We start from the raw sequence: 22,856 nt of genomic DNA on the forward strand, positions 1-22,856 counted from the left end.
TTTGCGGTTCTCATCATGTCGAACAAAATTTTCCCCGATGGCTAGTAATCAATGGCTTGGCAAGCCATTTCATCTTTAAAGGAAGGATTTGACAAAAGAGTCGCTTTAAAATATTTTAAACATAGCGGTTGACAAAATTGTTGTACAAATTATGATTACAATGTAAACCAATTTGCCACGACATTGTTTTACCAAAAACACAACAGGATTATAATAATGAAAAAGTTAATGAATAAAACATTCGTGATGACTGCTATGGCTTTGGCTATAGTTGGTTGTGATGATACAGATACATTACCAGATAAGAATGGTAACCATTTCGGTCAAATAGCATTGGAAGGTAGCCCAGTAGTAGGTGAAACGATGTCAGTAACTGTTACCGATGGTAATGGTGTTGATGCGTCAGCAATAACCTATAGCTGGATGGCTGATGGCCTAGCTATTGAAGGTGCAACTTCAAGCTCTTACGTTATTACTTCCGCTGAAGCTGGTGCGGCAATTTCTGTAACTGCAGCATACACAGATGACGACAACTTTTCAGAGGTTCTAACTTCTAACGAAACTAGTTCGGTATTAATGAACATCAAAGGTGTTGTCACTATTTCAGGTATTTTGGCATCTGGTAAGCTGTTGACAGCAAATGTAACTGACGAAAACGATATTGGTGCTGACGGGATCGTTTTTGCCTGGTTTGCAGACGATGTTGTTATTGAAGGTGCTAATGAAGCGACTTTAGCACTTACTGATGAATTAATTGGTAAAGTAATCACTGTTACCGCAACTTATACCGATGGCGAAAACTTTAGCGAAGCAATCGTTTCAGCTGCTACTGCCGCAGTTGATGTTGCTGGCGAAAATGTTCCAGCAACGTTTTTGAATTTAGCTGTAACAACATCTAAAGATGTTAGCGATCAGATTACCGGCACGATCGGAGTTGATGATGGCGATGTTGGTGAATCTTCAATTATGGCACAAACAAATACCTCGACTATGTACGGTACATTCTCTATCGATACATCAGGTAATTGGACATACTCTCTAAATACCGCTGCTGCTGCTGTATTAGCATTAGTTGATGCAAGCGATACAATAAACGATACGATTTCTATTCAGTCAGCAGATGGTACGATGGCTAATTTTGTTATTACCATTGCAGGTCTTGATGCTGTTGAAGCGCGTAAAGTAGCAAGAATTACCGATTCAAGTGATAGCAATAGTAGTGATAATAGCGGTAAAGGTGATGCCGGCGAACTTCGCTACAAATTAGCTGAAGACCTTAAAAAAGGTAAACTGACCGTTTCTTTCATGAAAGAAGACAATGCCTACGGTATTGATCCTAACCCGGAAAAAAGTGGTGATAAAGATGCTTATATCACTTTATTTGGCACATCGGGTAGTGTAAACAACTCCATTGTTGATTTGCGCATCCAATCAGGTCAATTTGCCATCCGTAACATAGATGATGAAATTACTATTCCGTTCGAACCTGGTGTTTGGACCGACGTTGAAATGACTTGGGATGCAACTAATGCCACAAACGATGTTGCACCGTTAGTTACTGTAACTATCAATGGTGAAAGTGTGTTGAGCGGGGAGTTTTCTTCGCCATCAAGATCACTTGGTAATGTAATTGACGGCGTTGATTTTGTCGCTTTTAAATTTGGTGATGACGGCAGTTCTATTGCCGATGCAGCGTATTATATCGATGACATTAAAATCTATTCTGATTTAGCAGGAACTGAACTTGTCTTCGCTGATGATTTTGAAAAGAAAGATGTTGGTTACAACTTAGATCCAGATATAAACAACGATCCTCTTCTTGAATATCACCCGAATACGTTTGAAGCGGTTGTTTATGAAATTGAAGCAGTAGACCCTAACGTACCAGTAAACAAAAAAGCGACGTTTGACGGTTTAACTGCAACAACTGCCAATGACAATTCTTCGGATTTAACAGGCACAATTACTGTAACTGATGCTGACGAAGGTCAAAGCCTTGCCACAGTGCAAACAGACACTGTAACTAGCTATGGTACATTCTCTATCGCTGCTAATGGCGATTGGGTTTACAAATTGGATACTGCTAATTCAGCTGTTGCAGCACTCGTTAGCGTATCAGATACATTGACTGATGAAATTACTATTACCTCTGTTGATGCTACTGAAGCAACGTTCACTGTTACTATTACCGGTAAAGGTGCAGCCGTTAATACACCTGCGACGTTTAGTGGTTTAGCAATAACGACAACAAATGACATCACAGCTGAATTAACCGGTAAAGTCACAATTACCGATGCAGATGCGGGCGAAAGCTTCGCGACAGTGCAAACTGACACTGTTACTACGTATGGTACTTTCTCTATTACTGCTGATGGCGACTGGACATATGAGTTAGACACTGCTGATAGCACTATTTCATCATTATCAGGTTCATCAGATTCAGTTATGGATGAAGTCACTATAGAGTCAACCGATGGCACGACAGAAAAACTTGTGATAACCATCACCGGTACTAGTAATGAAGCACCTAACAATGTCGCTAAAATAGTTGATTCGACAGATACAACAAGTGGTGTAAAAGACGGTAAAGGTGAAACTGGTGAACTCTATTACGACTTCCCGACTGACATGAATGAAGGTCAGGTATCTGTATCAATCCTTTATAGCGATACAGAAACAGAATCTGCTTACATTTCACTTTATACAGAAGGCGGGTCGACATGTTGTTTAGTCGGTGAATTAAAATTAGACGAAGGTAAATTTAGCTTACGCGATAATGATGGAGGAAATGACCCTATTGGTGCTCCTAACTTCACTCCTGGTACATGGATTGACGTGAAGCTTACTTGGAATACAACAAGTACAACCGAGCCAGGTACATACAGTGTCATTATCGATGATGTTGTTTATGGACCGTTCAAGTCGGAAAACTTAACACCAAACATTCCAGTTGTTTCTACGACAGTTAGACTTGCATCAGATGGCAAACTGTCTACCGATGCTATCTATGTCGATAACTATAACGTTTATTCAGATGAAGCAGGTACAATGCCAGTAATGGAAGAAGATTTTGAAGACTTCGATGTTGATACATCGCTTGTTGGTCAAGACCCATTTGGCAGCAGAACTTATGATGCTACCGTGATAAATATTGGCGGGACTGAAGAACCAAATTTAAGAATTGCTAGAATAGTTGATTCGACAGATACAACAAGTGGTGTAAAAGACGGTAAAGGTGAAACTGGTGAACTCTATTACGACTTCCCGACTGACATGAATGAAGGTCAGGTATCTGTATCAATCCTTTATAGCGATACAGAAACAGAATCTGCTTACATTTCACTTTATACAGAAGGCGGGTCGACATGTTGTTTAGTCGGTGAATTAAAATTAGACGAAGGTAAATTTAGCTTACGCGATAATGATGGAGGAAATGACCCTATTGGTGCTCCTAACTTCACTCCTGGTACATGGATTGACGTAAAGCTTACTTGGAATACAACAAGTACAACCGAGCCAGGTACATACAGTGTCATTATCGATGATGTTGTTTATGGACCGTTCAAGTCGGAAAACTTAACACCAAACATTCCAGTTGTTTCTACGACAGTTAGACTTGCATCAGATGGCAAACTGTCTACCGATGCTATCTATGTCGATAACTATAACGTTTATTCAGATGAAGCAGGTACAATGCCAGTAATGGAAGAAGATTTTGAAGACTTCGATGTTGATACATCGCTTGTTGGTCAAGACCCATTTGGCAGTAGAACTTATGATGCTACTGTTGTAGCTAAAGAGTAAGCACTCAGTTACCTCTAAGAATAAAAAACGCTATTGATTAATTGATAGCGTTTTTTTTACTCAAGAATTAGAATCAAAAAAATAAAACAACTTAAAAAAGAACAAATAAAAAAAAGTTAAAGCAAGAAACCAAAACAAAGGAACACTACGATGACCAAACATTTAGTCGCTGTCGCGTTAATCTTTGCTCTTGGAGCATGTGGTTCAGAAGACAGTAATGATAATAAAGTTGACTTTTCGATAGCCCAGTTTAAAACAACAAACGGCACAGAGATCCGTGTAGATGACATTGAATTAAGCTACCAAGGCGCCCCAGCTGAAGGTACTGAAGCACTATTTGATAGTATTCGTTTAGTTTCTCACCCGCTTTCTCCGGAAGAGTCTATTGCTTTAGATTAGGAATTAACAACAACTAATATAGATGCACAAAATAAGCGCTAAACAGATTCTTAAAATTAAATTTATTGAATTTGTTTAGCGCTTTTATTATTTTCACTCTAACCCTATTTATTTGGTATTACCAAAAACGTCCGGATATAAACTCTTTTTTTAAAAACTATTTGGATTATTTTATTCGCTGTAAAGCCTATTAAAAAAGAATTATCAAGTTCCATCATTGTCGTTAACATTTAGTCTATAGTTAACTAATAACAGACCAAAAAGGCGTGCTTATTTTCATTTTGGTATGATAATTTCTTGAATATTAAAAGGTGATATGCAATCATTTCCCTTGATAATAATTTATATTATAAATTCGTAAAAAAATGGAACAGTTGGCGAGGTAAAAATGGCAGGTAGAAGATTATTTTGGAGCATTGTTGAATTAATTGAAGCTTCGATTAATTCTGGAGATTTTCCTGTCGGTAGCAGATTACCTCCAGAACGAGAATTAGCGGAACGATTCAATGTAAGTCGCCCTACTATCCGTGAAGCAGTAATCGCTTTAGAAGTTAGAGGTCGAGTGGATGTTAAAACAAGTTCTGGGATTTATGTTCTTCCTACCAAAGATTCTTTAAATACAGATGAAAAAATAAATGCATTTGAAGTGACTCAAGCACGCGCATTAATTGAAGGTGAAATTGCCGCTTTATCTGCAACATCAATTACCGAAGAAGAACTAGAAGAATTACATCAAACTCTCATTGATATGGAAGATGGCAAAGATATGGAAGCTGCCGATCAAGCGTTCCATAGAATAATTGCAAACTCTACTCACAATGAAGCACTCAAACATATAATGACTAACTTGTGGGACTTAAGAACTTCGTCAACTCAAGTAATTCAAGATTACCACAGCGTTTGTAGTTCAGATAATGCTAAAACATTAGCAGAACATAGAGCCATTTATAATGCACTAAAATCTCGCAATGCGAGTCTTTCAAGAACAGCAATGCATGAACATTATCATCGTCTAATTAACACGCTATTCGATGCGGAAGAAGCAAGAGCATTGGAAATGATCAAAAAAGAAAGCAGCCAAAAACGTGATATGTACTCTATAAAAATGCAGGCATAGCGTTTTCAGAAGTTGCACAGTAAAGCTGTTAAACTATGTTCTAAAAACACTTTAAAACTAAAGCTGAAACTAAAACAGAAACCAATCCAAAACTAAAGCCTATTTTAAATAGGCTTTTTTATGTCCTGAACCAAACATAGCAATGCTATGGAGCTTGTTAACACCCGACTATATCGAGTTCTATAGCCCCATTTCGGGATAATACACACATTTATAACCAATAATAATCTTCATGTATTACCAAAAACTTACTTACCCAATAAAAATGCACTTACCAATTTGACAGGAGCTGAATAATTACTATAGAATGATTGATGAGTTATTTTTAGTAAATTGGCTGACACCAAAACTAACAAAAATATTAAAGTATTTGATTTCTTTAAGGATATTTCGAATGAAAAATCGTCGTTTATTTTGGCAAATAGTTGAAAAAATTGAAACGCTAATTGATTCAGGAGCTTACCCTGTCGGCGGTCGTTTACCTCCAGAAAGAGTTCTAGCAGAAACATTTAATGTAAGTAGACCTACCATTAGAGAAGCAATCATAGCTTTAGAAGTTCGTGAAAAAGTTGAAGTAAAAACCAGTTCTGGCGTTTATGTTCTAGCGAAAATTAATGATGACGATAGCACTTTGAAAATCAGTCCTTTCGAGTTAACTCAAACTCGAGCTCTGATTGAAGGAGAAGCAGCAGCGTTAGCAGCAGCAACTATTACTGAAGACGAACTAGAGCAACTTAAAGATACCCTGGTAAAGATGAGCGAGGGCCCAAACCCTGAGGTTGCCGACAAAGAATTCCACACTATAATATCTACCGCTACTCGTAATAACGCTCTAAAAAAAACCATAGAAGATTTATGGCGAATGAGAGAGACCCATGACAACATAAGATCAGCATACAAAAATGTTTGTAGTCAAAGTGACAAACAGCGATTAGACGAACATACGGTTATTTACAAAGCATTGAAAGCGGGTGACAGTAATGCGGCTCGAAAATATATGCACGAACATTTCAATCGTTTAATTAACTCTTTATTTGAGGCTAATGAAAAGAAAGCTCTTGAAGATTTAAAACGAAAAACCTCAAAAACACGGGACTTATACTCTCTGAATCATTTAATTGAATAACGTTGTAAGACAAATCAATTGCCCTTTAGCATTCATTACATGGCCCTAAACAATATTAACCATTCCTATTTTTTATCAGTATTTTCAATCATATATATTGAATTTTTGTCACCTTTAGTTAGCAAAATACATTTAATTTATACTTAGCCTTACAATCCTACCAAAAGTTATTACCAATAAATAATTAAAGTGTTGACCAATAGGGTGTAATTGCTATAAATTAAGGTAAGATTTTGGGGAACTAAATTATTATATTTCGACATGAATTTCTGTTTTGATAAATGACCAGTTACGGTCTATTTATCACAAAAATATCAGTCTTATTTTTTGGGCAAGTTAATGAAAAAAGTATTAAGCATCGTTTTTATTGTTAGCGCATTGGTAGGCTGTGGCTCAGGCTCTTCTAGCAGCTCAAGTGATGATGGTTCATTAAAGGGAATATCAGGCGAGTTAGTTAAATCAATCACTGAAGATACAACGGAAATTGTCACCGGTCAGTTGTTGCTCAATGATAAAAGACACGAGTCAGGCTTTGAAGAACAACAAGATGTATCAACAAAGTACGGTTCTTTTAGCTTGAGTAAAAGTGGCGAATGGTCATATCTACTTAACCCACAGAACGCTACCGTTCAAAGCCTACAGTTAAATGAAGAATTAGTAGAAAAAATTACCGTCACATCAGTCGAAGATACGTCAGCTTCTGTCACGATTAACATTGCTGGCGAGAATGATGCTGCAACTTTTACTTCGGGTGACAACATAGATTTTCTTGTGATCGAAAAAAATACCACTGCAGCAGTACAGTATTCAATCTCTGTTTCAGATGCCGATAGCAACGAAAACGCTATAATCCCGCAAGCCAATAAACAAGGGTTATATGGCGTATTTAACATCAGTGAAGGCGGTGTTTGGTCATATCAAATAAACGCTGTTAGCGAACTTGCCAACTTAACTTATCCAGACAAATTAACTGACGTTTTTGTCATTTCATCAATTGATGAAACTAAACACACATTGACTGTTGAGATCTTTGCCGCTGAAGATTTAACTGTGGAACCAGAGCCAGAGCCTGAACCCACTCCGAAATTAAAAACCAATGAATTAGGCATTGAATTAAACGATTGGTATTTAAGCGTGCCGACTGATACCGATGGTAATGGCCGTTCAGATTCAATTGCTGAAACAGAGTTAAGCAATGGCTATAGCGATGAGTTTTTCTTTGTGTCTGATGATAATGGTTTAGTATTTAGATGCCCACCTACCGGTTACAAAACATCAAACAACACTAAGTATGTTCGTGTTGAATTAAGAGAGATGTTAAGACGTGGCGACAAGTCAATCAAAACTCAAGGTGTTAACTTAAACAACTGGGTATTCTCGAGCGCACCAAGTAGCGATTTAAATAGTGCCGGTGGCATTGATGGTAAAATGACGGCAACCTTAGCCGTAAATAGTGTTACCACTACTGGCGAAGCCTATCAGATAGGTCGAGTTGTTATCGGTCAAATCCATGCAAATGATGATGAACCTATTCGTTTGTACTATCGTAAATTGCCTGGAAACACCAAAGGTTCAGTTTATTTCGCTCACGAACCAATTGGCGAGAGTGACGACTATTATGAGTTAGTGGGCAGTCGCGATAACGATGCAAGCGATCCTGCCGATGGTATCGCTTTAGACGAAAAGTTCAGTTACCAAATAGAAACTGACGGCAATCTATTAACGGTTGTACTTAAACGAGATAATAAGCCAGACATCACTAGAACCGTTGATATGAAAGACAGTGGTTATGATCAAGGTGGTCAATACATGTACTTTAAAGCTGGTGTCTATAATGGTAACAATAGCGCACAACCGGACGAAATGACTCAAGCAACATTCTATGAGTTAAAAAATAGTCACTCAGGGTACAGTTTTAACGAACACTGAAAGTCACCACAAGACTTTTTTTAGAAAGATAAAAACAAGAAATAAAAGATAAAAACAGAGGTAAATATGCGACATAAGTTTTCCCTAGGTAGCTCTATAGCAATTTCCACGTTGAGCATAATTATATCTTCAACAGCTTTGGCAGCAGTACCTGCAGATAAGTTCGATTTTAAAAACTGGAAAATAACTTTGCCAATGGACGCAAATAATGATGGCAAAATTGATGAGGTAGATGTTTCAAAAATCCAGACCTTTCAACATGATGACTATTTTTATTTAGACGAAAGTAATGACAATATAGTGTTTGTCGCTCCAAACAAAGCACAAACCACATCAGGTTCATCGAATACACGTAGTGAGTTAAGGCAAATGCTACGTGGCACCAATACCAGTGTCGGTACGCACAGCCGAGACAATAACTTTGCTATCAAAGCCAATAAGCGTGCTAAAAAATTTGCTTCAATTGGTGGACAATTAACTGCAGTATTGAAAGTTGACCATGTAGCGGTAAATGCCGGCCATCCAGATAAAAAACCAGCATTTTCAGTCGTTGTAGGTCAGATTCATGCCGGTAAAGACCAAGGTATCGTAAATAATGGTAAGGGATTTGGTTGGGGTAACGAGCCAATTAAAATTTACTACAAAAAACTTCCTAACCATGACAAAGGCTCAGTGTTTTGGACTTATGAGCGTAATTTGCCAAAGGATGATCCAAACCGCACAGATATTGCCTTCCCTGTATGGGGTAACACATGGGACAACCTAGAAGATCCAGGTGAAGCTGGTATCGCTTTAGGTGAATACTTTAGTTATGCGATATTAGTTCACGAAAACATGATGTATGTAAAATTCGTCGCAAATGGTCGTGACAGTGTTATGTACAAAGTCGATTTATCGAACAATGTAGATCCAAATGGAAACGTCGATGAATTAGATCACCCTCAAGGTTATAGTCAAGATTGGTTCTATTTTAAAGCCGGTGCATATAACCAATGTAGTACTAAAAATTCAGAACATTACTGGTACACCGCTTGTCCTGGCACAGGTGACTGGGAAACGGATAAAAAGAATGGTGACTACACCCAAGTTAGCTTTTCGAAGTTAGAATTAAAGAGCATTAAAAAGTAGTGGTTCAACCTAACTGCTAAAGCAAAAACAAAGTAAATAGTTAAGTTAAAAGTTAAGTTAAAAGTTAAGTTAAAAGTTAAGTTAAAAGTTAAGTTAAAAGTTAAGTTAAAAGTTAAGTTAAAAGTTAAGTTAAAAGTACAAAGCAAAAGGCGAACTATTGGAGTATATTCAGTAGTTCGCCTTTTTATTTTCGTCACCATTGTTTAACACTTGTTTTTAGTGCCTGCTTTAGCGACTGCTTTTAAGGGAGAGACTATTCAAATACAGTTTTGGGTTAACAATATTTTTTAACATCACGTCATCCGGAAGACAGTCATCATCGACGTAATCGACATAATTTGCCGACGAGTCGAATACCAAAATATCTAAGGCTAATCGGTCCAAACCGTATAACCCCCGATGGATCATATCCGCAGAAAACAACAATAAATCCCCTGCCGCAAGTTTAATTTTTTCACCACCACTAATCTCATCTGAACTCAATTTTCCATTGACTTCTTGGCGCACCGCAAACTCTTCCTCATTATCCCATCGTTTATGGGTACCAGGAATAAGTTCAATGCCTAGTTCGTCAAATAGCGGCACCCTCAGATGCAAAACTTGTGAGTTGGTGATCACTTGTTTTTGATCTTCGACATCAAAATCATATTGGCAATCTCGATGCCAAAAATTTTTTTGCATTGGGTTTACCGGATTAAAAAATAATTGGGTATTCATGAAAGCGGGTTTATCGGGTATCAGTGATTCAATAGTCTTCATCATCTTTTCTGAACTGATAAAGTTAAAAAGCGTCACCCGTTCATCGTTGTCTAAATACTGACTGCCAGTAATCAACGATGAGTTGAACGCCTCTTGTTGATAAAACTCGAGATTATCTTGTTTCCATAAATGGTGGAATTTTAATACAACGATTTTTAGCGCTGCTATTTCTGCAGCGCTAAAAAAATTACGAAACACAAAATAACCTTGTTGAGCATAGCTAAGGTTTAATTGACTAAGACTTAATTGGTTAAGGCTTAATTGGTTAAGGCTTAATTGGTTAAGGCTTAATTGGTTAAGGCTTAATTGATTAATACTATTATCCATCAACGATTAAGATCCTATGTCTATTAATGCTAATCACCTAACTGAAAACGCACACCGGCATTAACAGTAAAACCATCATTTCGTGACCAAATATCTGTGGTCCAGCGTCCACTCGCGGCTTGCTCAGGTAATAGCAGAGAATCTTCTTTAGTTTGTCTGATATTTAGCAAATTTTCAGCATTGACGAAGTAACTAACTTTGCCGACAGTAATTTGCCCTAATAAGCCCAAATGCCAATAAGGTTCACTACGATCCCGATATGGATTATTCTCAAGGTGCTGTGTACCAGTGTAATATGCCTCAAAACCTATTACATAACTGCCGTGCTCTTCTTTCATCACCACAAGCCCTGCGGAGTGCTCTGGTGTTAGAGTTAATGGTTCTAGGCCAAAACCACTATTATTTTCTTTAGTTGCATCTGTATATAAATAACTTCCTGTAAACTTAATATCTTGCCAGCGATAACGAAGTAATAACTCGGCACCTTTAATTTTACTTGTACCATCGGCATTGACTATTTGAACTTGCTGTTGCGTTGGATCAACCACGCCACCTATTTCCACAAGCTCTGTAACATTGTCAATTTCTGAATTGAAAAACGTTACGCTGCTCTCGACACTATCCCACATATAGCTAATATCTATCGAGGCGGTCGATGCACGCTCTTCCTCTAAGTTATCAAGCGGTGCAAGGCGAGATAAACCCACTTCATCTATGTCTTCAATAAATGGCGTTGGCGCATAGTAGCCTTGCCCGTATGCTCCACGGAAAATCCAGCTGCTTGGGCTGTACAACATTGATATGCGTGGACTTACTTGCGTGCCATACTCGCTATGGTCATCTGCTCTGGCACTAAATGACAGTGACACGTCTTCATTTACTTCGTAATCTATTTGAGAAAATATACCAGGGACTTGATAATCGTAATCAAACTCAGGATAAGTATCTGAATAAAACTGATCTGATTGCAGAGCGACACCAATCAACCACGCAGTTTGCTCAGAATAACCCGACAAGCTTGATTCGATTAAATAACTTTCATGGTTATCGTCTTCGAAAATAGCGCCGTATTGATGTTCGTGTTCTTGATTCATCGCTGAGCCTCGAACATTGATATTCAGTACATCGCCAAGCGCTTGGTCATAGATAAAGCCAATATCCGTTCTCAATGTGTCTTGGGCTTGCACAAATTGGCTGCCATCGGGTAGTGTAGCGTTACCTTTGGTACCACCATTTCTTTGTTCCGACATTATGCCAAGGGTAAGGTATAGATTGGCGCCGTCGTCATTTTGCCAATAAAAACGAGGACGAACACTACCGCGCTCATAACCAGCCATATCAATCCAACCATCATCGTCTAAGTCTTCTTCTTTTTGATGATGAAGACCAGCCGTTATTGATGCACTCAAAGTATCGCTAAGTGGCGTTGCAAAATATGATGTTAAGTCTTGGCCATCTTTAGAAGTCACATTAACCAATACTTCTCCCTCGAATTCATCCCTTGGCGTGCGAGAAATCAAATTAATTACCCCACCCAGCGCAGAGCCGCCATACAGTGATGATGCCGAACCTTTAATGATTTCAACATTGGCAAGATCTGTCGGCGGAATTTGTAAAAGACCAATAGATGCGGTTTGACCGCCGTATAAAGGTAATCCATCGCTCAAGAGTTGAGTGTATCGGCCATAGAGGCTCTGTAATCTAATATTAGCGCTACCTAAACTCGGTGATGTTGTTTGCACTCTAACACCGCCGGTTTCCGCCACTAACATTGAAATATTACCAGGGCGCATTATTGCTTTTTCTTGGATTTCTTCACCGTTGATGATTTCAGTACGAGTAGCTGATTCGGTAACTATGCGGCCTAATCGCGATGCTCTTACTTGAATTCTTTCAATACCACCTTCGTCATGATGATCATGATGGCCGTGCTCGTCTTCATGCCCTTCTTCATGAGCCTCTTCATCCCTTTCTTCATGGCCATGCTCTTGTTCATTATGCTGTTCAAGATGCTGTTGAACTTCGCCTGTATGAAGGTGTTCATTTTCACTTGCATATAAGGAACCAGGGATTAGCAGTGATGCAAGGGTGAGTTTAATACTTTGTTTAATCATTTTTTGCCTAAAATACTTTGGGTCTACAAATTACTGTTCACTACTTAGCCGTAAAGCTAAATAATGTTCTAAAAGATACGAATAATTGACAGCGAATTAACGCCATTGTTTTTAAGTAATAATTGGCGGCCGATAAAGTGAATTAGAGACAGAGCAAGGCTGTATTAATTGATGGATGTTTAAAGTTTCAGAGGTGACTTCTGAATGAAGAATAGTGATGCTAGCGCTAAAATAAACAACTGAATTACAAGCATTTGCGATACAGCTGCAATCTAAACTGCAACATTCTATACCACAGCAATCATCATGTTCGTCGAGATTAGAGTCGGTGTTAACTTCAGCTTTTATTTCAGCCTTAGACAGGATTGAATGCTCATCACCGGAATCACAAGGAATAGCCGTATTAAAAGCCATTGCTTGGCCAATAAAGGCAACAAACATTATGGTCAATACAAATACTTTTGAAATAGCCCTAAGCATAGAAACCTCTAATTAACATATGCACCGTATATTAATGATTTTTTTACTTCTCAACAATCAAAAGAGGCAAAAATAACGAATTTTTTACCTCATTTATTAAATCAAGCTACTACTGCTTATCTTTTAAAGTGGCAACTAACAATGCAGGTAAAAACGTAAGCGTTAATAAGGTAGAAACCAAAATACCACTGAGTACAATAATACCAACACCTCGGTATAACTCTGTACCTTCTCCTGGAATAAGCACTAATGGTGCCAAACCAAAAATGGTAGTCGCCGTCGACATTAAAATAGGCTTAAGTCGTTTATTTAATGCTTGCATTACCGCAGCTTTAACCTGCATGCCTTGCTCAATAATACCGCGTCTAGTTTGATCAACAATTAAGATCGGGTTGTTTACCACCGTGCCAAGTAAAATCAAAAATCCAAGCATAGTGATCATGTCAAAAGGCAAATGAAAAGCAGCAATGCCAATACTGTTTAGTACTGCGTTAATCGCATTAACGGTTACTAATCCAAGTAAGCCCCCTGCCATTCCTAATGGTACAGTGGCTAAGATAAATAGAGGGTAACGCCAATGACTGAATATCGCGACCAGTAATAAGAAACATAAAACCAAAGCGATGACAAAGTTGCTCGACAATGACGCCTTAGTTTCTTCAAGTTGATCGGCAGCGCCACTAATACTCACTTTTATGCCTTGAGCAATTTTACCCTGTTGCCAAAGTGTTGGAAGAAGCTCTTCTCTGATTTTTTCCTCTGCAATTTCTAACGCGACATTTCTTGGCGGAATAATATAAACGGTAACTGTACGATTACCGTCTATACGTCGCACTGAATTGCTATTTTGGCTTTCTACTAGGTCTGCTAACGCATTAAGTGGCAGCACATTACCTTGCGGCGTCACCAATGGCGTATCTGCCAGCTGGGTTAGGTTCTGCTCGTTGCCGGCGCCACTGAACAAAAAAATATCGACTTTATCATCGTTTAAAATGAACTCATCGACATAAGCACCGTCACTCATTGCCGCAACCGCATAACCAAAATCATTATTGCTAAAGCCAAGTTCAGCAAGACGTTGCCAGCGAGGCTTAATTTCAATTAATGGTTGATCAAGCGTTAATGATCTTGGCTCTGAATTAATTTGAGGCTGGTCGAATACAACGCTCGCTTGTTGATAAACCGCTTCTGCTGCTTGATATAATTCAGTGATATTGTTGCCTGCTATATCGACCGCAACCGCTCTAGTCCCCCCATTATTACTTGAGATAATTGAACCTCGTGATGAAAAAGCCCTCATATTCTCAAAACTTCTAAACTTTTTGGTGATAGCATCCATCATCTGATTAATATAAGTAGGATCAACAGGCGCACTTAAAAACCAAATGCGCCCTACCGATACCGACATCGAATAATACTCGAGTGGCGGCATATCAGTCTCACCAGCAATAAACGCTTCGTCACTCGCCATTACGTATTGATCAAAGTATTCTCTTAGTTCTTCACCGATGACAGCCATTTCCGACAAGTTATAATTTGGTGGCGCAATCATCATAGAAAAGGCTTTTGGCTCTTCACCTTCTGGTAGGTATTCAGCCGCTGGCATAAGCATATATGCAGCGCCTAAGATCACAACAATAAAACTCAATGCGCAAAGCCTTGCCTTAACGACACTTTGAGTGAAATACTTGGCAAGGCTTAACCATTTTTGTGACAACTCATATTGTTTGCCCTGTTTTAAATCGGCTTTTTTACTTAGATGCGACAATGCTACTGGCACCACAAAAATAGCAACGAGCATAGACGCAATAATCGCTCCTGAAATCGCAATGGCAATATCAGAATAGAGCTGACCGGCTTCTTGTTGTACAAACAAAATAGGGGCAAAAACTAATACAGTTGTTGCGGTTGAAGCTAGTACCGCTGGCCAAACTTCGGTAACGCCATTAATGGCTGCTTGAATTTTACTTACACCTTGCCGCTTAGCCTGCACTATCGACTCTAATACAACGATAGTGTTATCAACGGTCATACCGATAGCAAAAGCAACGCCTGCTAAGGAGATAACATTAATCGTACGGCCAAATGCCATTAGCGCTAAAAATGCCGCAATGGTACATAAAGGAATCCCTAAAACTCCGACAAGTGTCGCTTTACCTGAACGCAGGAAATAAAACATTACTAAGGTGGCAAGTAAGGCGCCAATAGCAAGGTTGGTCCAAACGTTTTCTAATGAACTTTTTACGTATTTAACATCATCACTAGTTAGAATAAGTTCTAAGCCGTTTTGTTGTAATAGGTCGCGATTGATGTCGTCAATAATCGGTAACATTGCGGTTTTAATTGCTAAAACATTCGAGCCACTTTCACGACGAACCGACAATCTTAGCGTTCGTTCGCCATCTTTAAACGACATGCTGCGAATCTCAAAATGATCAAGCTCTATATCTGCGACATCTTTTAAGTGGATATTAGCGCCATTTTTACGGCTAATGATCAACTGTTGTAATTCAGATAGCTCTTCGAAACGTCCAATAACTCGCAACAAATAACGACTTTTTCCACTTTCGATATCACCAGCAGAGGTATCTTTATTACGCAATCGAATGGCATTTCTTAGCTCTACCAAGCTAATATCGCGTTGCGCTAATTTGTTCGCATCTACTTTGATTTGTATTTGACGCTGTGCACCGCCATGAACGCTTACTTCAGAGACCCCTTCAACGCTTTCCATCCTAGGACGGATAAAGTCCTCTGCAAAATCACGCAGCATATCAACATCGATATTTAGTGGATTACCGGCCTGTGGCTTTAATGAAAAATGCATAAACGCATTACCAGAAAATGAACTAGCATATAGTCTCGGCTGGTCTACATTTTCTGGGTATGAAGGCACTTGACTTAAGGCATTATTGACACGAATTAAAGCATCGTTCTCATCAACGCCAAAGGGAAATTCTAACTCGATACGTGCCGATCCCATTCCTGCATAAGAGGTCATCCGCTTTAATTGCGACAGGCCGCGTAAATAACGTTCTTGTTCAATGAGAATTTCTTTTTCAACATCTTGCGGGGTTGCTCCCGGCCAGCCGGTTTGAACACGTATTGTGCGTACTTCGAGATCAGGGATCATTTGTACAGGAATTGATAAAGCGGCGACCAAGCCTAAAATAGTACTAATTAAAACGACAACAGCAACTAATATGCCTTTATGAACAGCTTGCGCTATCATGAATTTTTACCTTGGTTTATCGTCACTTTACTGCCCACTGTTAGTACAGGGACACCGCTCACTATCACCGGAAATTCTGTCGAAATCCCAGTAACTGCTACGTTATCGCCCTGTAGTTCTACCACAGAAATAACAACATTTTTAGCAACCCCATTATCAACAATAAAAATACTGCGACCACCATCAGGGTGATATTTAATGGCTGACTTAGGTAACCAAACTACGTCAGTTGAACTCGATGGTAAGGTAAGTTGCACTTTCGTTGACATGCCAACAACTAAGCCTGCATTTGCTTCAATATCTACCCAAGCGGTCAATGCCCGGCTGGTATTGTCGGCAACAGCAACAACACGGCTAACCTTGGCTTTAATTGGTTTGATATGGCTAAAATCAGGTATTACTAACACATCAATATCTTTCGATTTTGATTTAGCTGCGGAAATAGCTCCATAGTACTCTTGCGGCACTGACACATTCACTCGTAACTGCTGATCGCCAACGAGTGTCAACACCGTTGTTTGCTGTGTAACCCATTCACCTAAGTCAATATTTCGATTTGAAATGACACCACTAAACGGCGCGAACAAACTATGCCTTGCTAACTCTTCTTGACGATGAGCTAATTCTGCTTTTGCTCCGGCAAAGCGAGCTTTAGCGATAGCAAGAACTGATTGACGCTCACCGACTAAGGTTTTTTCAATAACGTTTTTGTCCGATAGTTCGACGACTTCATCTAGTAAACGTTGTGCTTCTTTCATTGTGGCTTGAGTCGCTTGCACAGCCGCGCGAGCTTGGTCAACATTAATACGAGCTAACTTATCATCAAGTACAATAAGCTTTTGTCCCTTGTTAACAACATCCCCAGCATCTACCAATAAACTTGCGACTACCCCCGATTGCAAAGGTGCTAAACGCGAATTTTGTTTCGCTTCGACCGTCCCTGATAGCGAAAGAACTTTATTGGATTGACTAAATTGTGGATAAACTACATCAACAACAGCGTTATTTTCCGCGTAAACAACGGTATTGCCAACCAATAAAAGAATAAATGTGAAGATTCGTGACATCAGGCTCTGCCTTGTAATTTTTATTTAAAAAAAACTATTGTGTTAAGAATAATTGTTGTCAAAGTAAATTGCATTTAATGTTTATCTAAGTAGTTAAATTTTTTAGATAAATTTAAGTATCACCATAAAATCAAATTGTGCAAAGTTTAACTTAATTAATTTTAAAGAATCGTATCAGTTAATGTTAAGACGCGGGTCTTTACTTATTTTCATTCTGCAAATTACGGTAAACGGAAGGACTATGACCAACGATCTTTTTAAACGCAGTATTGAATGTTGATTTCGAATTAAAGCCAACATCTAGGGCAATATTGGTAACCAACTCATTTGTTTCTTGTAAAGCTTGTTTCGCCGCTTCAATACGAAAACCATTCACAAATTGGAAAAAGTTGGTGTGTAAGAACTGCGACAGTGTTTCTGAAATATGATTTTCAGTTTCCGAGATTGATTCAGATAGTTTATTAAGAGATAAACTATCTTGTAAAAATAATTGCTCTGTTTGCATCGCTGTCTCGAGTTTTAATGCTATTTCTTGCATCTTTTCATCGCTAAGTATCGCCGTTCGACTTTGTTTAAACGCATTAGTCTGAGGTTCGCTTTTATCCGATTCCTTTAGTACTTTTTGAGCTAATGCTTTTTGAATAAATATGGCCAATGCAATCACTTCAAAAATTGGTAATAATTTTCCAGAGCCAAACCAATGCCAACCCAATGCCCCTAAAGCAAACTCGGCGGCATACATTAGCCATATTGCTCCCCAAATAATTAATACTGGTTTAAACCAATCTAAAGCGCATTGCTCTATATCGGAAAAACGTTCCATTAATTGTTGTAAGTGTCGATTATGAAGTTTTAATGCTAACACTAAAAATATCACGGTAAACGAAATGAATAAAATGGTCGCGAACAGGCAGGTATACACTGCAATTTTCCAAAGTTCAGGATCTCTTGTTGTAGGATCTGCTAAGGCTAACTTTTCAGCCGGACTGATCAACAACATAAATGGCATCATTGCTAATACAACGAGAATAGGCCCTGAGAAAGTAAGTGCTAATAACGATTTACTGATCGCTTTGTCAGGCGACATTGTTGCATGAGCATAAAAATAAAACGCTGGCCCTAATAACACTCTAAATGGGAGTTGTGTACCTGCTAAAACTGGTGCATAAACATAAGCACCAGAATATATAAATAATTCGCCAGCCAAATGGAACAACAATAATAATAACAAACCTTTAAAGAACATATTTTGCCTTACATTTGGCCTATTGAAAGCCTCGAATAATGCAAATACAGTCATTCCCATCATGCAGGAATATAAAATTGTCGGTAAAAGGTTAACCATGCTTTGGCCAAATATAATGATTCTTAATGCGTTAAAAGATTATAAAGTTAAATCGACGCTGAATCTACAATCTGACTAATTGAGAGTTCAATACCTTAAATAAGCTATTCTATAGCTATTAAATAGCGATGATTATTATGTAGTTTCCGCTACAACTTTCTTCCACGTGAATGCCAAATAAATAATAAATAGACCTGTAAAAATCTCAATTGTACTAAAAAATTTATAATGCAGTGTACTGCCGCCCATGGTTAACGTAAACGCTTGCACTGAGGTGGTAAAAATACCTGTGATGATATTAAGATACTTATTTAGTTTGAATGTTAAATACCTAGACAAGACGATCATAATTAATGGCACTTGCATGATAAAAGCAAACATTAACAAAAATTCTTCGGTGATCTTCATACCACCAACGTCGCCTGACAAAAACGCTTTTAGATAGGGAGCGAGGTGCATAGTAAATACATCGCAATAGATATAGTTCACCGTTAGAAAAATCCACAGTACAGATAAAAGTTGCTCTCGATTACCGTCGAAGTTAAAAATTTTCATATTCATTCCTGTATAAAGTTTATTAGCTTTAGTTTTGTTTTTAGTGATAGAACTTGGTTTTGATATGAAAAGTGCCCTAATTTAGAGGTGTTGTCGTTCAAATGGGCATATTCGAACGTTTTATTGCATTTATTTTTAGATTTTTAAACAAAAGCTATAATTTTGCTATCACAGTCAATCTAGATTCTATCTTTTCAAAATTTTCTTATTTACTTTTAAGCTGAACTCTAAATCCGCCTTAACAATCAGCCCTGCCATTTATGCATGCGTTTATTGAAGATTTTGGATAATAAAGATTTTGCCAAATATTTTATTCATTATTCGTGCAAATGGGCCCATTAAGGCGATCAAAAAAATATCTTTAGATATGTTAAGTCAAATTTTCATAAAAATTATAAATAGGAAAAATCGATGACTAAACATCAAAACTTTTACGCAAAATTGGCGGGCATTTCATATGTTACTTTTACAATCGCGGGTCTAACAAAAATGTTCTTAAATTTAAAATTAACAAGTATCGATATGTTAGAAACAAATGGTTTGTTTCAAGATGAGATGCAATTTCGGTTTGGCATCTTTTTGGAAATAATTTTATTTTTAGCTGTAATTCTTGCTTCCACTTCTTTTTACGCTGTAACTAAATCTATAAATAAGCAGCTTTCTCAAACTGCTTTGTGTTTACGGTTGGTTGAATTAATTGTCGGAGGTATGGCTGTCGTTTTTGGTATCACTATGTTGGCAATTGCTAATAAATCGTATTTTCCCGAGCTATTGGATATAGAACAAATGCGTATAGTATTGATTGTAGTCAGTAACTTTATTAATCCAGCTTATGAATATAGTTGGATATTTATGGGTTTTGCCGGAATAATTACATTTTATTTACTTTCACAGGCTCGCTACATACCTAAGTTTTTAGGTGTTTGGGGAGTGATAACTTATAGTTCTTTAATTATATATCCCATCGCAAAACTGTTAATTCCAAATTTGCCTCGGGAAGTAATGTTTGTAATGTTTCCCGGCGCATTATTCGAACTTACTGTAGGAATATGGTTAATGATAAAAGGAATAAATATCCCGATAAAAACAAGTTAAATCGATCTTAATTTAATATTACCGGGTTTCAATCAAGCTCGGTATGTTCATTTTAAATTATTCATCCTCATTTCTGCATTATTTTACCCTGTTATTTAATGCTGCAGCTGTTGAATTTACGATTTTCAAACGTTGACCAAATTAGCTTAAATTTAGATTCCTAAAATCAAAGAAAAAGCGAGTACTACTTGGTAATACTCGCTCTTTAATTTATCAACGGTAAACCTTGATAGCCTACCTGCTCACCTACTAATGTGATCACGACAATTCTAGTTGGAAACAAGCTACAACTCTTATTCTTCAGTATCAGTTTGGATCTCAGCTTCATGTTTTGTATTATAAGTATGCTTTAGCATCCCCTCTACCGCAGTGCAACTATCACACATTTTATTCTGTAATTCTCCTGGTTGAGATGCAAGGTTCCCTAAGCGTAAACTTTCATGGGGATTGAAAAAGGGACGAATATTTGAATAATTGATTTTACTCAGCGTTCATATGGAATTGCCAACAACAAAAAAATCGTCTTGTCGTTGGCTAGCAAAAAGATAAAGGGCTTTATAAATGGGTTTGATAGTTAAACCAATGATTTTCTATAGGCGCTGTAGAGAGTAAAGTCATGGTTACCTTTTTAAGACTTGGATCTCCTTGCAAATGGACCTTATCAAAAATCATTTGTTGAATAACGTGAGTATCAGGATTAAAAAACAACACTAATTCCTTAACTCCTTTGGTTTTATTATCTATTTTTTTTAGGGTGATTTTAGACCATAAACCAGCAATATTATTCGCTTGTTGATCATACTCAATCGTTAAATGGTAGCTTTGTTTCAATGCATTTAACATCTCAGAAATATTCATGAAGGTTAACTCTGCACTTTTCGCAGCGAGGGGCAAGTTAACCTTTGCCTGGCTATTGGCTTGAGTCTCGATTTTAACCTTACCCTTTCCACCGATAGACCAACTTTCAACACCATTACTGCCAGTGATTTTGCCTTTTCTAAGTTGGTTATTGGCAATCAATACAAATTGTTCCCTGCCACTTAGATACAATTTTCCTCCCGAGAAACTGGACTTTTTATTTTTACGGTTGTCATCTTGACGTTCAGGTCCATTACTTTTCTGCTTATGCTTTGAACCCTTTTTACCTTGTTTAGCTATTTCTACTTTAACGTCATAAACACGCCCCGCCATTTCAGAGAATGTCTCAATAACTTTATCCATTGCTGCAATGGCTTCATTACTGGGTAGCATCAAAGTAAAACTCAAACCAATAAGTATCAAAACAGATGCTGCGATACTAACCCAGCGCCTAAATAAAGGGATGACATTATTATTTTTACTGGTGCTGTTGGTAGTGGATAGTTCTTCTTGCCTAGAAAGTTGTGACATAACTTTTTCAATGCGAACACTTGTTTCAGCATCCCTGTCTTTTTGCTGAAGCAATAAAGCATGTACTAACTGCTGTTGAGCATGCTCTGTTGAAGATAGTTCATTTGAGGATAACTCAGTTGCAACTAACTTCTCCTTTTCATCTGTAACACCCTCATTGTTCTGTGACAATTCTGTTGCTGTATTACACATTTGTTCGCCATAAAGCCAATACTCAACCTCAGCTTTGTCTTGGAGAGGTGAAACTTTATGACTTGCTGACTCATTTTCGGATTTAGTCTCTGACTTCTTTTCTGAATGGATATCTTTCATGGAAATTCCTAACTCATCGCCATTAAGATGTTTTTTTGTTGTAAACATTGAAACAACTGTTTTTTCGCACGCCGTAATCTTTTTTTCAAAGCCTCTCTGGAGATATCAACATGCTGTTGAACTTCTGCTGTTTTGCGCTCCTCAAGATAACGTAAGCGAACGACTTGTTGATACTTTTCAGGTAACTGTTCAATGCATTGATGTAACACCTTGGTTTTTTCTTGCCAACTATCTCCAGAAGATAATTCGATTTGAAGTAGCTGTTGATCTAAGTATTCAAGAATAGCGTCGTTACACATTAACATGTCGCGTTTAGCACAACGAAAATGTGCCAAAGCATGATTTTTAGCAATGCCTCTTAACCAAGGTCCAAAACTACGAGTTTTATCAAAACTATCTAGTTTTTTCCATGCCGTAAGCATCGTTTCTTGATAAATGTCATCAACGGCAGCAGGAGAACCAACAATGGCACGAAGATAGGTTAATAACATGCCCGTTTGTTCACGCATTAGAATTTCGAATACTTGTTCAGATTTCATTTAGTCTGCTCTTTTCATTAAGCTTTCATTTAATATTGTCGTTAATCACTAAAAAGGGGACATTTATTGAAAAAAATTATGACAGCTGCTTATATTGACAAGTAAATGATCGTTAAGTCAATAAACAGAATTATTCTTA

Annotated in this window: 16 protein-coding genes; 7 read left to right on the plus strand and 9 right to left on the minus strand. The window is 37.9% G+C overall.

Annotation, left to right across the window (positions count from 1 at the left end):
* Positions 1-216: 216 nt before the first annotated feature.
* The 6 genes from LT090_RS12205 (at position 217) to LT090_RS12230 (ending at position 9,503) form a co-directional block, all read left to right on the plus strand.
* The gene (locus LT090_RS12205) at positions 217-3,804 is read left to right on the plus strand and encodes a VCBS domain-containing protein (RefSeq protein WP_070795977.1); all 3,588 of its coding nucleotides are present in this window, start codon (positions 217-219) and stop codon (positions 3,802-3,804) included.
* 150 nt (positions 3,805-3,954) lie between these two features.
* On the plus strand, positions 3,955-4,203 hold the full coding sequence (locus LT090_RS12210; RefSeq protein ID WP_068545695.1) for a hypothetical protein: 249 nt from the start codon (positions 3,955-3,957) through the stop codon (positions 4,201-4,203).
* Positions 4,204-4,591: 388 nt separating this feature from the next.
* Positions 4,592-5,320 carry a FadR/GntR family transcriptional regulator gene (locus LT090_RS12215; RefSeq protein ID WP_068545694.1) on the plus strand — a complete coding sequence of 243 codons (729 nt, stop codon included), beginning with the start codon at positions 4,592-4,594 and terminating at the stop codon, positions 5,318-5,320.
* 394 nt (positions 5,321-5,714) lie between these two features.
* Positions 5,715-6,446, plus strand: coding sequence for a FadR/GntR family transcriptional regulator (locus tag LT090_RS12220; protein ID WP_068545693.1), 732 nt, complete (start codon positions 5,715-5,717; stop codon positions 6,444-6,446).
* A gap of 339 nt (positions 6,447-6,785) precedes the next feature.
* Complete coding sequence (locus LT090_RS12225) at positions 6,786-8,375, plus strand: polysaccharide lyase family 7 protein (protein ID WP_068545692.1); 1,590 nt, start codon at positions 6,786-6,788, stop codon at positions 8,373-8,375.
* Positions 8,376-8,486: 111 nt separating this feature from the next.
* Positions 8,487-9,503 carry a polysaccharide lyase family 7 protein gene (locus LT090_RS12230; RefSeq protein ID WP_226996478.1) on the plus strand — a complete coding sequence of 339 codons (1,017 nt, stop codon included), beginning with the start codon at positions 8,487-8,489 and terminating at the stop codon, positions 9,501-9,503.
* Between the two features lie 228 nt (positions 9,504-9,731).
* On the opposite strand, the gene LT090_RS12235 is transcribed toward LT090_RS12230, so the two are convergent.
* The 7 genes from LT090_RS12235 to LT090_RS12265 all read right to left on the minus strand — a co-directional run bounded on the left by LT090_RS12235 (position 9,732) and on the right by LT090_RS12265 (position 19,382).
* Positions 9,732-10,589 carry a phytanoyl-CoA dioxygenase family protein gene (locus LT090_RS12235; protein WP_082897098.1) on the minus strand — a complete coding sequence of 286 codons (858 nt, stop codon included), beginning with the start codon at positions 10,587-10,589 and terminating at the stop codon, positions 9,732-9,734.
* 29 nt (positions 10,590-10,618) lie between these two features.
* Positions 10,619-12,703 (minus strand): TonB-dependent receptor plug domain-containing protein, encoded by a 2,085-nt coding sequence (locus LT090_RS12240; RefSeq protein ID WP_068545690.1) that lies wholly within the window; start codon positions 12,701-12,703, stop codon positions 10,619-10,621.
* A 111-nt stretch (positions 12,704-12,814) separates the two neighbouring features.
* Positions 12,815-13,183 (minus strand): hypothetical protein, encoded by a 369-nt coding sequence (locus tag LT090_RS12245; RefSeq protein WP_068545689.1) that lies wholly within the window; start codon positions 13,181-13,183, stop codon positions 12,815-12,817.
* Positions 13,184-13,292: 109 nt separating this feature from the next.
* Complete coding sequence (locus LT090_RS12250) at positions 13,293-16,415, minus strand: efflux RND transporter permease subunit (protein ID WP_068545688.1); 3,123 nt, start codon at positions 16,413-16,415, stop codon at positions 13,293-13,295.
* Positions 16,412-17,482 carry an efflux RND transporter periplasmic adaptor subunit gene (locus LT090_RS12255; RefSeq protein WP_068545687.1) on the minus strand — a complete coding sequence of 357 codons (1,071 nt, stop codon included), beginning with the start codon at positions 17,480-17,482 and terminating at the stop codon, positions 16,412-16,414. Before LT090_RS12255 ends, LT090_RS12250 begins: the two co-directional genes overlap by 4 nt.
* Before the next feature lie 199 nt (positions 17,483-17,681).
* A complete protein-coding gene (locus LT090_RS12260) occupies positions 17,682-18,728 on the minus strand; it encodes a helix-turn-helix domain-containing protein (protein ID WP_226996479.1) in 1,047 nt (348 codons plus the stop codon).
* A gap of 234 nt (positions 18,729-18,962) precedes the next feature.
* A complete protein-coding gene (locus tag LT090_RS12265; RefSeq protein ID WP_198360670.1) occupies positions 18,963-19,382 on the minus strand; it encodes a DUF6326 family protein in 420 nt (139 codons plus the stop codon).
* A gap of 411 nt (positions 19,383-19,793) precedes the next feature.
* Between LT090_RS12265 and LT090_RS12270 the strand changes: the two genes are divergently transcribed.
* Complete coding sequence (locus tag LT090_RS12270; protein WP_068545685.1) at positions 19,794-20,477, plus strand: DUF4386 domain-containing protein; 684 nt, start codon at positions 19,794-19,796, stop codon at positions 20,475-20,477.
* Between the two features lie 555 nt (positions 20,478-21,032).
* Here the strand turns inward: LT090_RS12270 and LT090_RS12275 are convergent.
* Together LT090_RS12275 and LT090_RS12280 are read right to left on the minus strand one after the other, a co-directional pair.
* Positions 21,033-22,226, minus strand: a complete 1,194-nt coding sequence (locus LT090_RS12275) for a hypothetical protein (RefSeq protein ID WP_157726604.1) — start codon at positions 22,224-22,226, stop codon at positions 21,033-21,035.
* A complete protein-coding gene (locus LT090_RS12280) occupies positions 22,187-22,717 on the minus strand; it encodes an RNA polymerase sigma factor (RefSeq protein ID WP_068545683.1) in 531 nt (176 codons plus the stop codon). The genes LT090_RS12275 and LT090_RS12280 overlap by 40 nt, the downstream gene beginning before the upstream one ends.
* Between the last annotated feature and the right edge of the window lie 139 nt (positions 22,718-22,856).

The sequence above is a fragment of the Thalassotalea crassostreae genome (genome assembly GCF_001831495.1).
Taxonomy (GTDB): domain Bacteria; phylum Pseudomonadota; class Gammaproteobacteria; order Enterobacterales; family Alteromonadaceae; genus Thalassotalea_A; species Thalassotalea_A crassostreae.

What these genes read in the sequence shown, in the direction of transcription:
- LT090_RS12205 (WP_070795977.1), top strand. Translation starts at nt 217, where the DNA reads ATGAAAAAGTTAATGAATAAAACATTCGTGATGACTGCTATGGCTTTG.
- LT090_RS12210 (WP_068545695.1), top strand. Translation starts at nt 3,955, where the DNA reads ATGACCAAACATTTAGTCGCTGTCGCGTTAATCTTTGCTCTTGGAGCA.
- LT090_RS12215 (WP_068545694.1), top strand. Translation starts at nt 4,592, where the DNA reads ATGGCAGGTAGAAGATTATTTTGGAGCATTGTTGAATTAATTGAAGCT.
- LT090_RS12220 (WP_068545693.1), top strand. Translation starts at nt 5,715, where the DNA reads ATGAAAAATCGTCGTTTATTTTGGCAAATAGTTGAAAAAATTGAAACG.
- LT090_RS12225 (WP_068545692.1), top strand. Translation starts at nt 6,786, where the DNA reads ATGAAAAAAGTATTAAGCATCGTTTTTATTGTTAGCGCATTGGTAGGC.
- LT090_RS12235 (WP_082897098.1), bottom strand. Translation starts at nt 10,589, where the DNA reads ATGGATAATAGTATTAATCAATTAAGCCTTAACCAATTAAGCCTTAAC.
- LT090_RS12240 (WP_068545690.1), bottom strand. Translation starts at nt 12,703, where the DNA reads ATGATTAAACAAAGTATTAAACTCACCCTTGCATCACTGCTAATCCCT.
- LT090_RS12245 (WP_068545689.1), bottom strand. Translation starts at nt 13,183, where the DNA reads ATGCTTAGGGCTATTTCAAAAGTATTTGTATTGACCATAATGTTTGTT.
- LT090_RS12250 (WP_068545688.1), bottom strand. Translation starts at nt 16,415, where the DNA reads ATGATAGCGCAAGCTGTTCATAAAGGCATATTAGTTGCTGTTGTCGTT.
- LT090_RS12255 (WP_068545687.1), bottom strand. Translation starts at nt 17,482, where the DNA reads ATGTCACGAATCTTCACATTTATTCTTTTATTGGTTGGCAATACCGTT.
- LT090_RS12260 (WP_226996479.1), bottom strand. Translation starts at nt 18,728, where the DNA reads ATGTTCTTTAAAGGTTTGTTATTATTATTGTTGTTCCATTTGGCTGGC.
- LT090_RS12265 (WP_198360670.1), bottom strand. Translation starts at nt 19,382, where the DNA reads ATGAAAATTTTTAACTTCGACGGTAATCGAGAGCAACTTTTATCTGTA.
- LT090_RS12270 (WP_068545685.1), top strand. Translation starts at nt 19,794, where the DNA reads ATGACTAAACATCAAAACTTTTACGCAAAATTGGCGGGCATTTCATAT.
- LT090_RS12275 (WP_157726604.1), bottom strand. Translation starts at nt 22,226, where the DNA reads ATGTTTACAACAAAAAAACATCTTAATGGCGATGAGTTAGGAATTTCC.
- LT090_RS12280 (WP_068545683.1), bottom strand. Translation starts at nt 22,717, where the DNA reads ATGAAATCTGAACAAGTATTCGAAATTCTAATGCGTGAACAAACGGGC.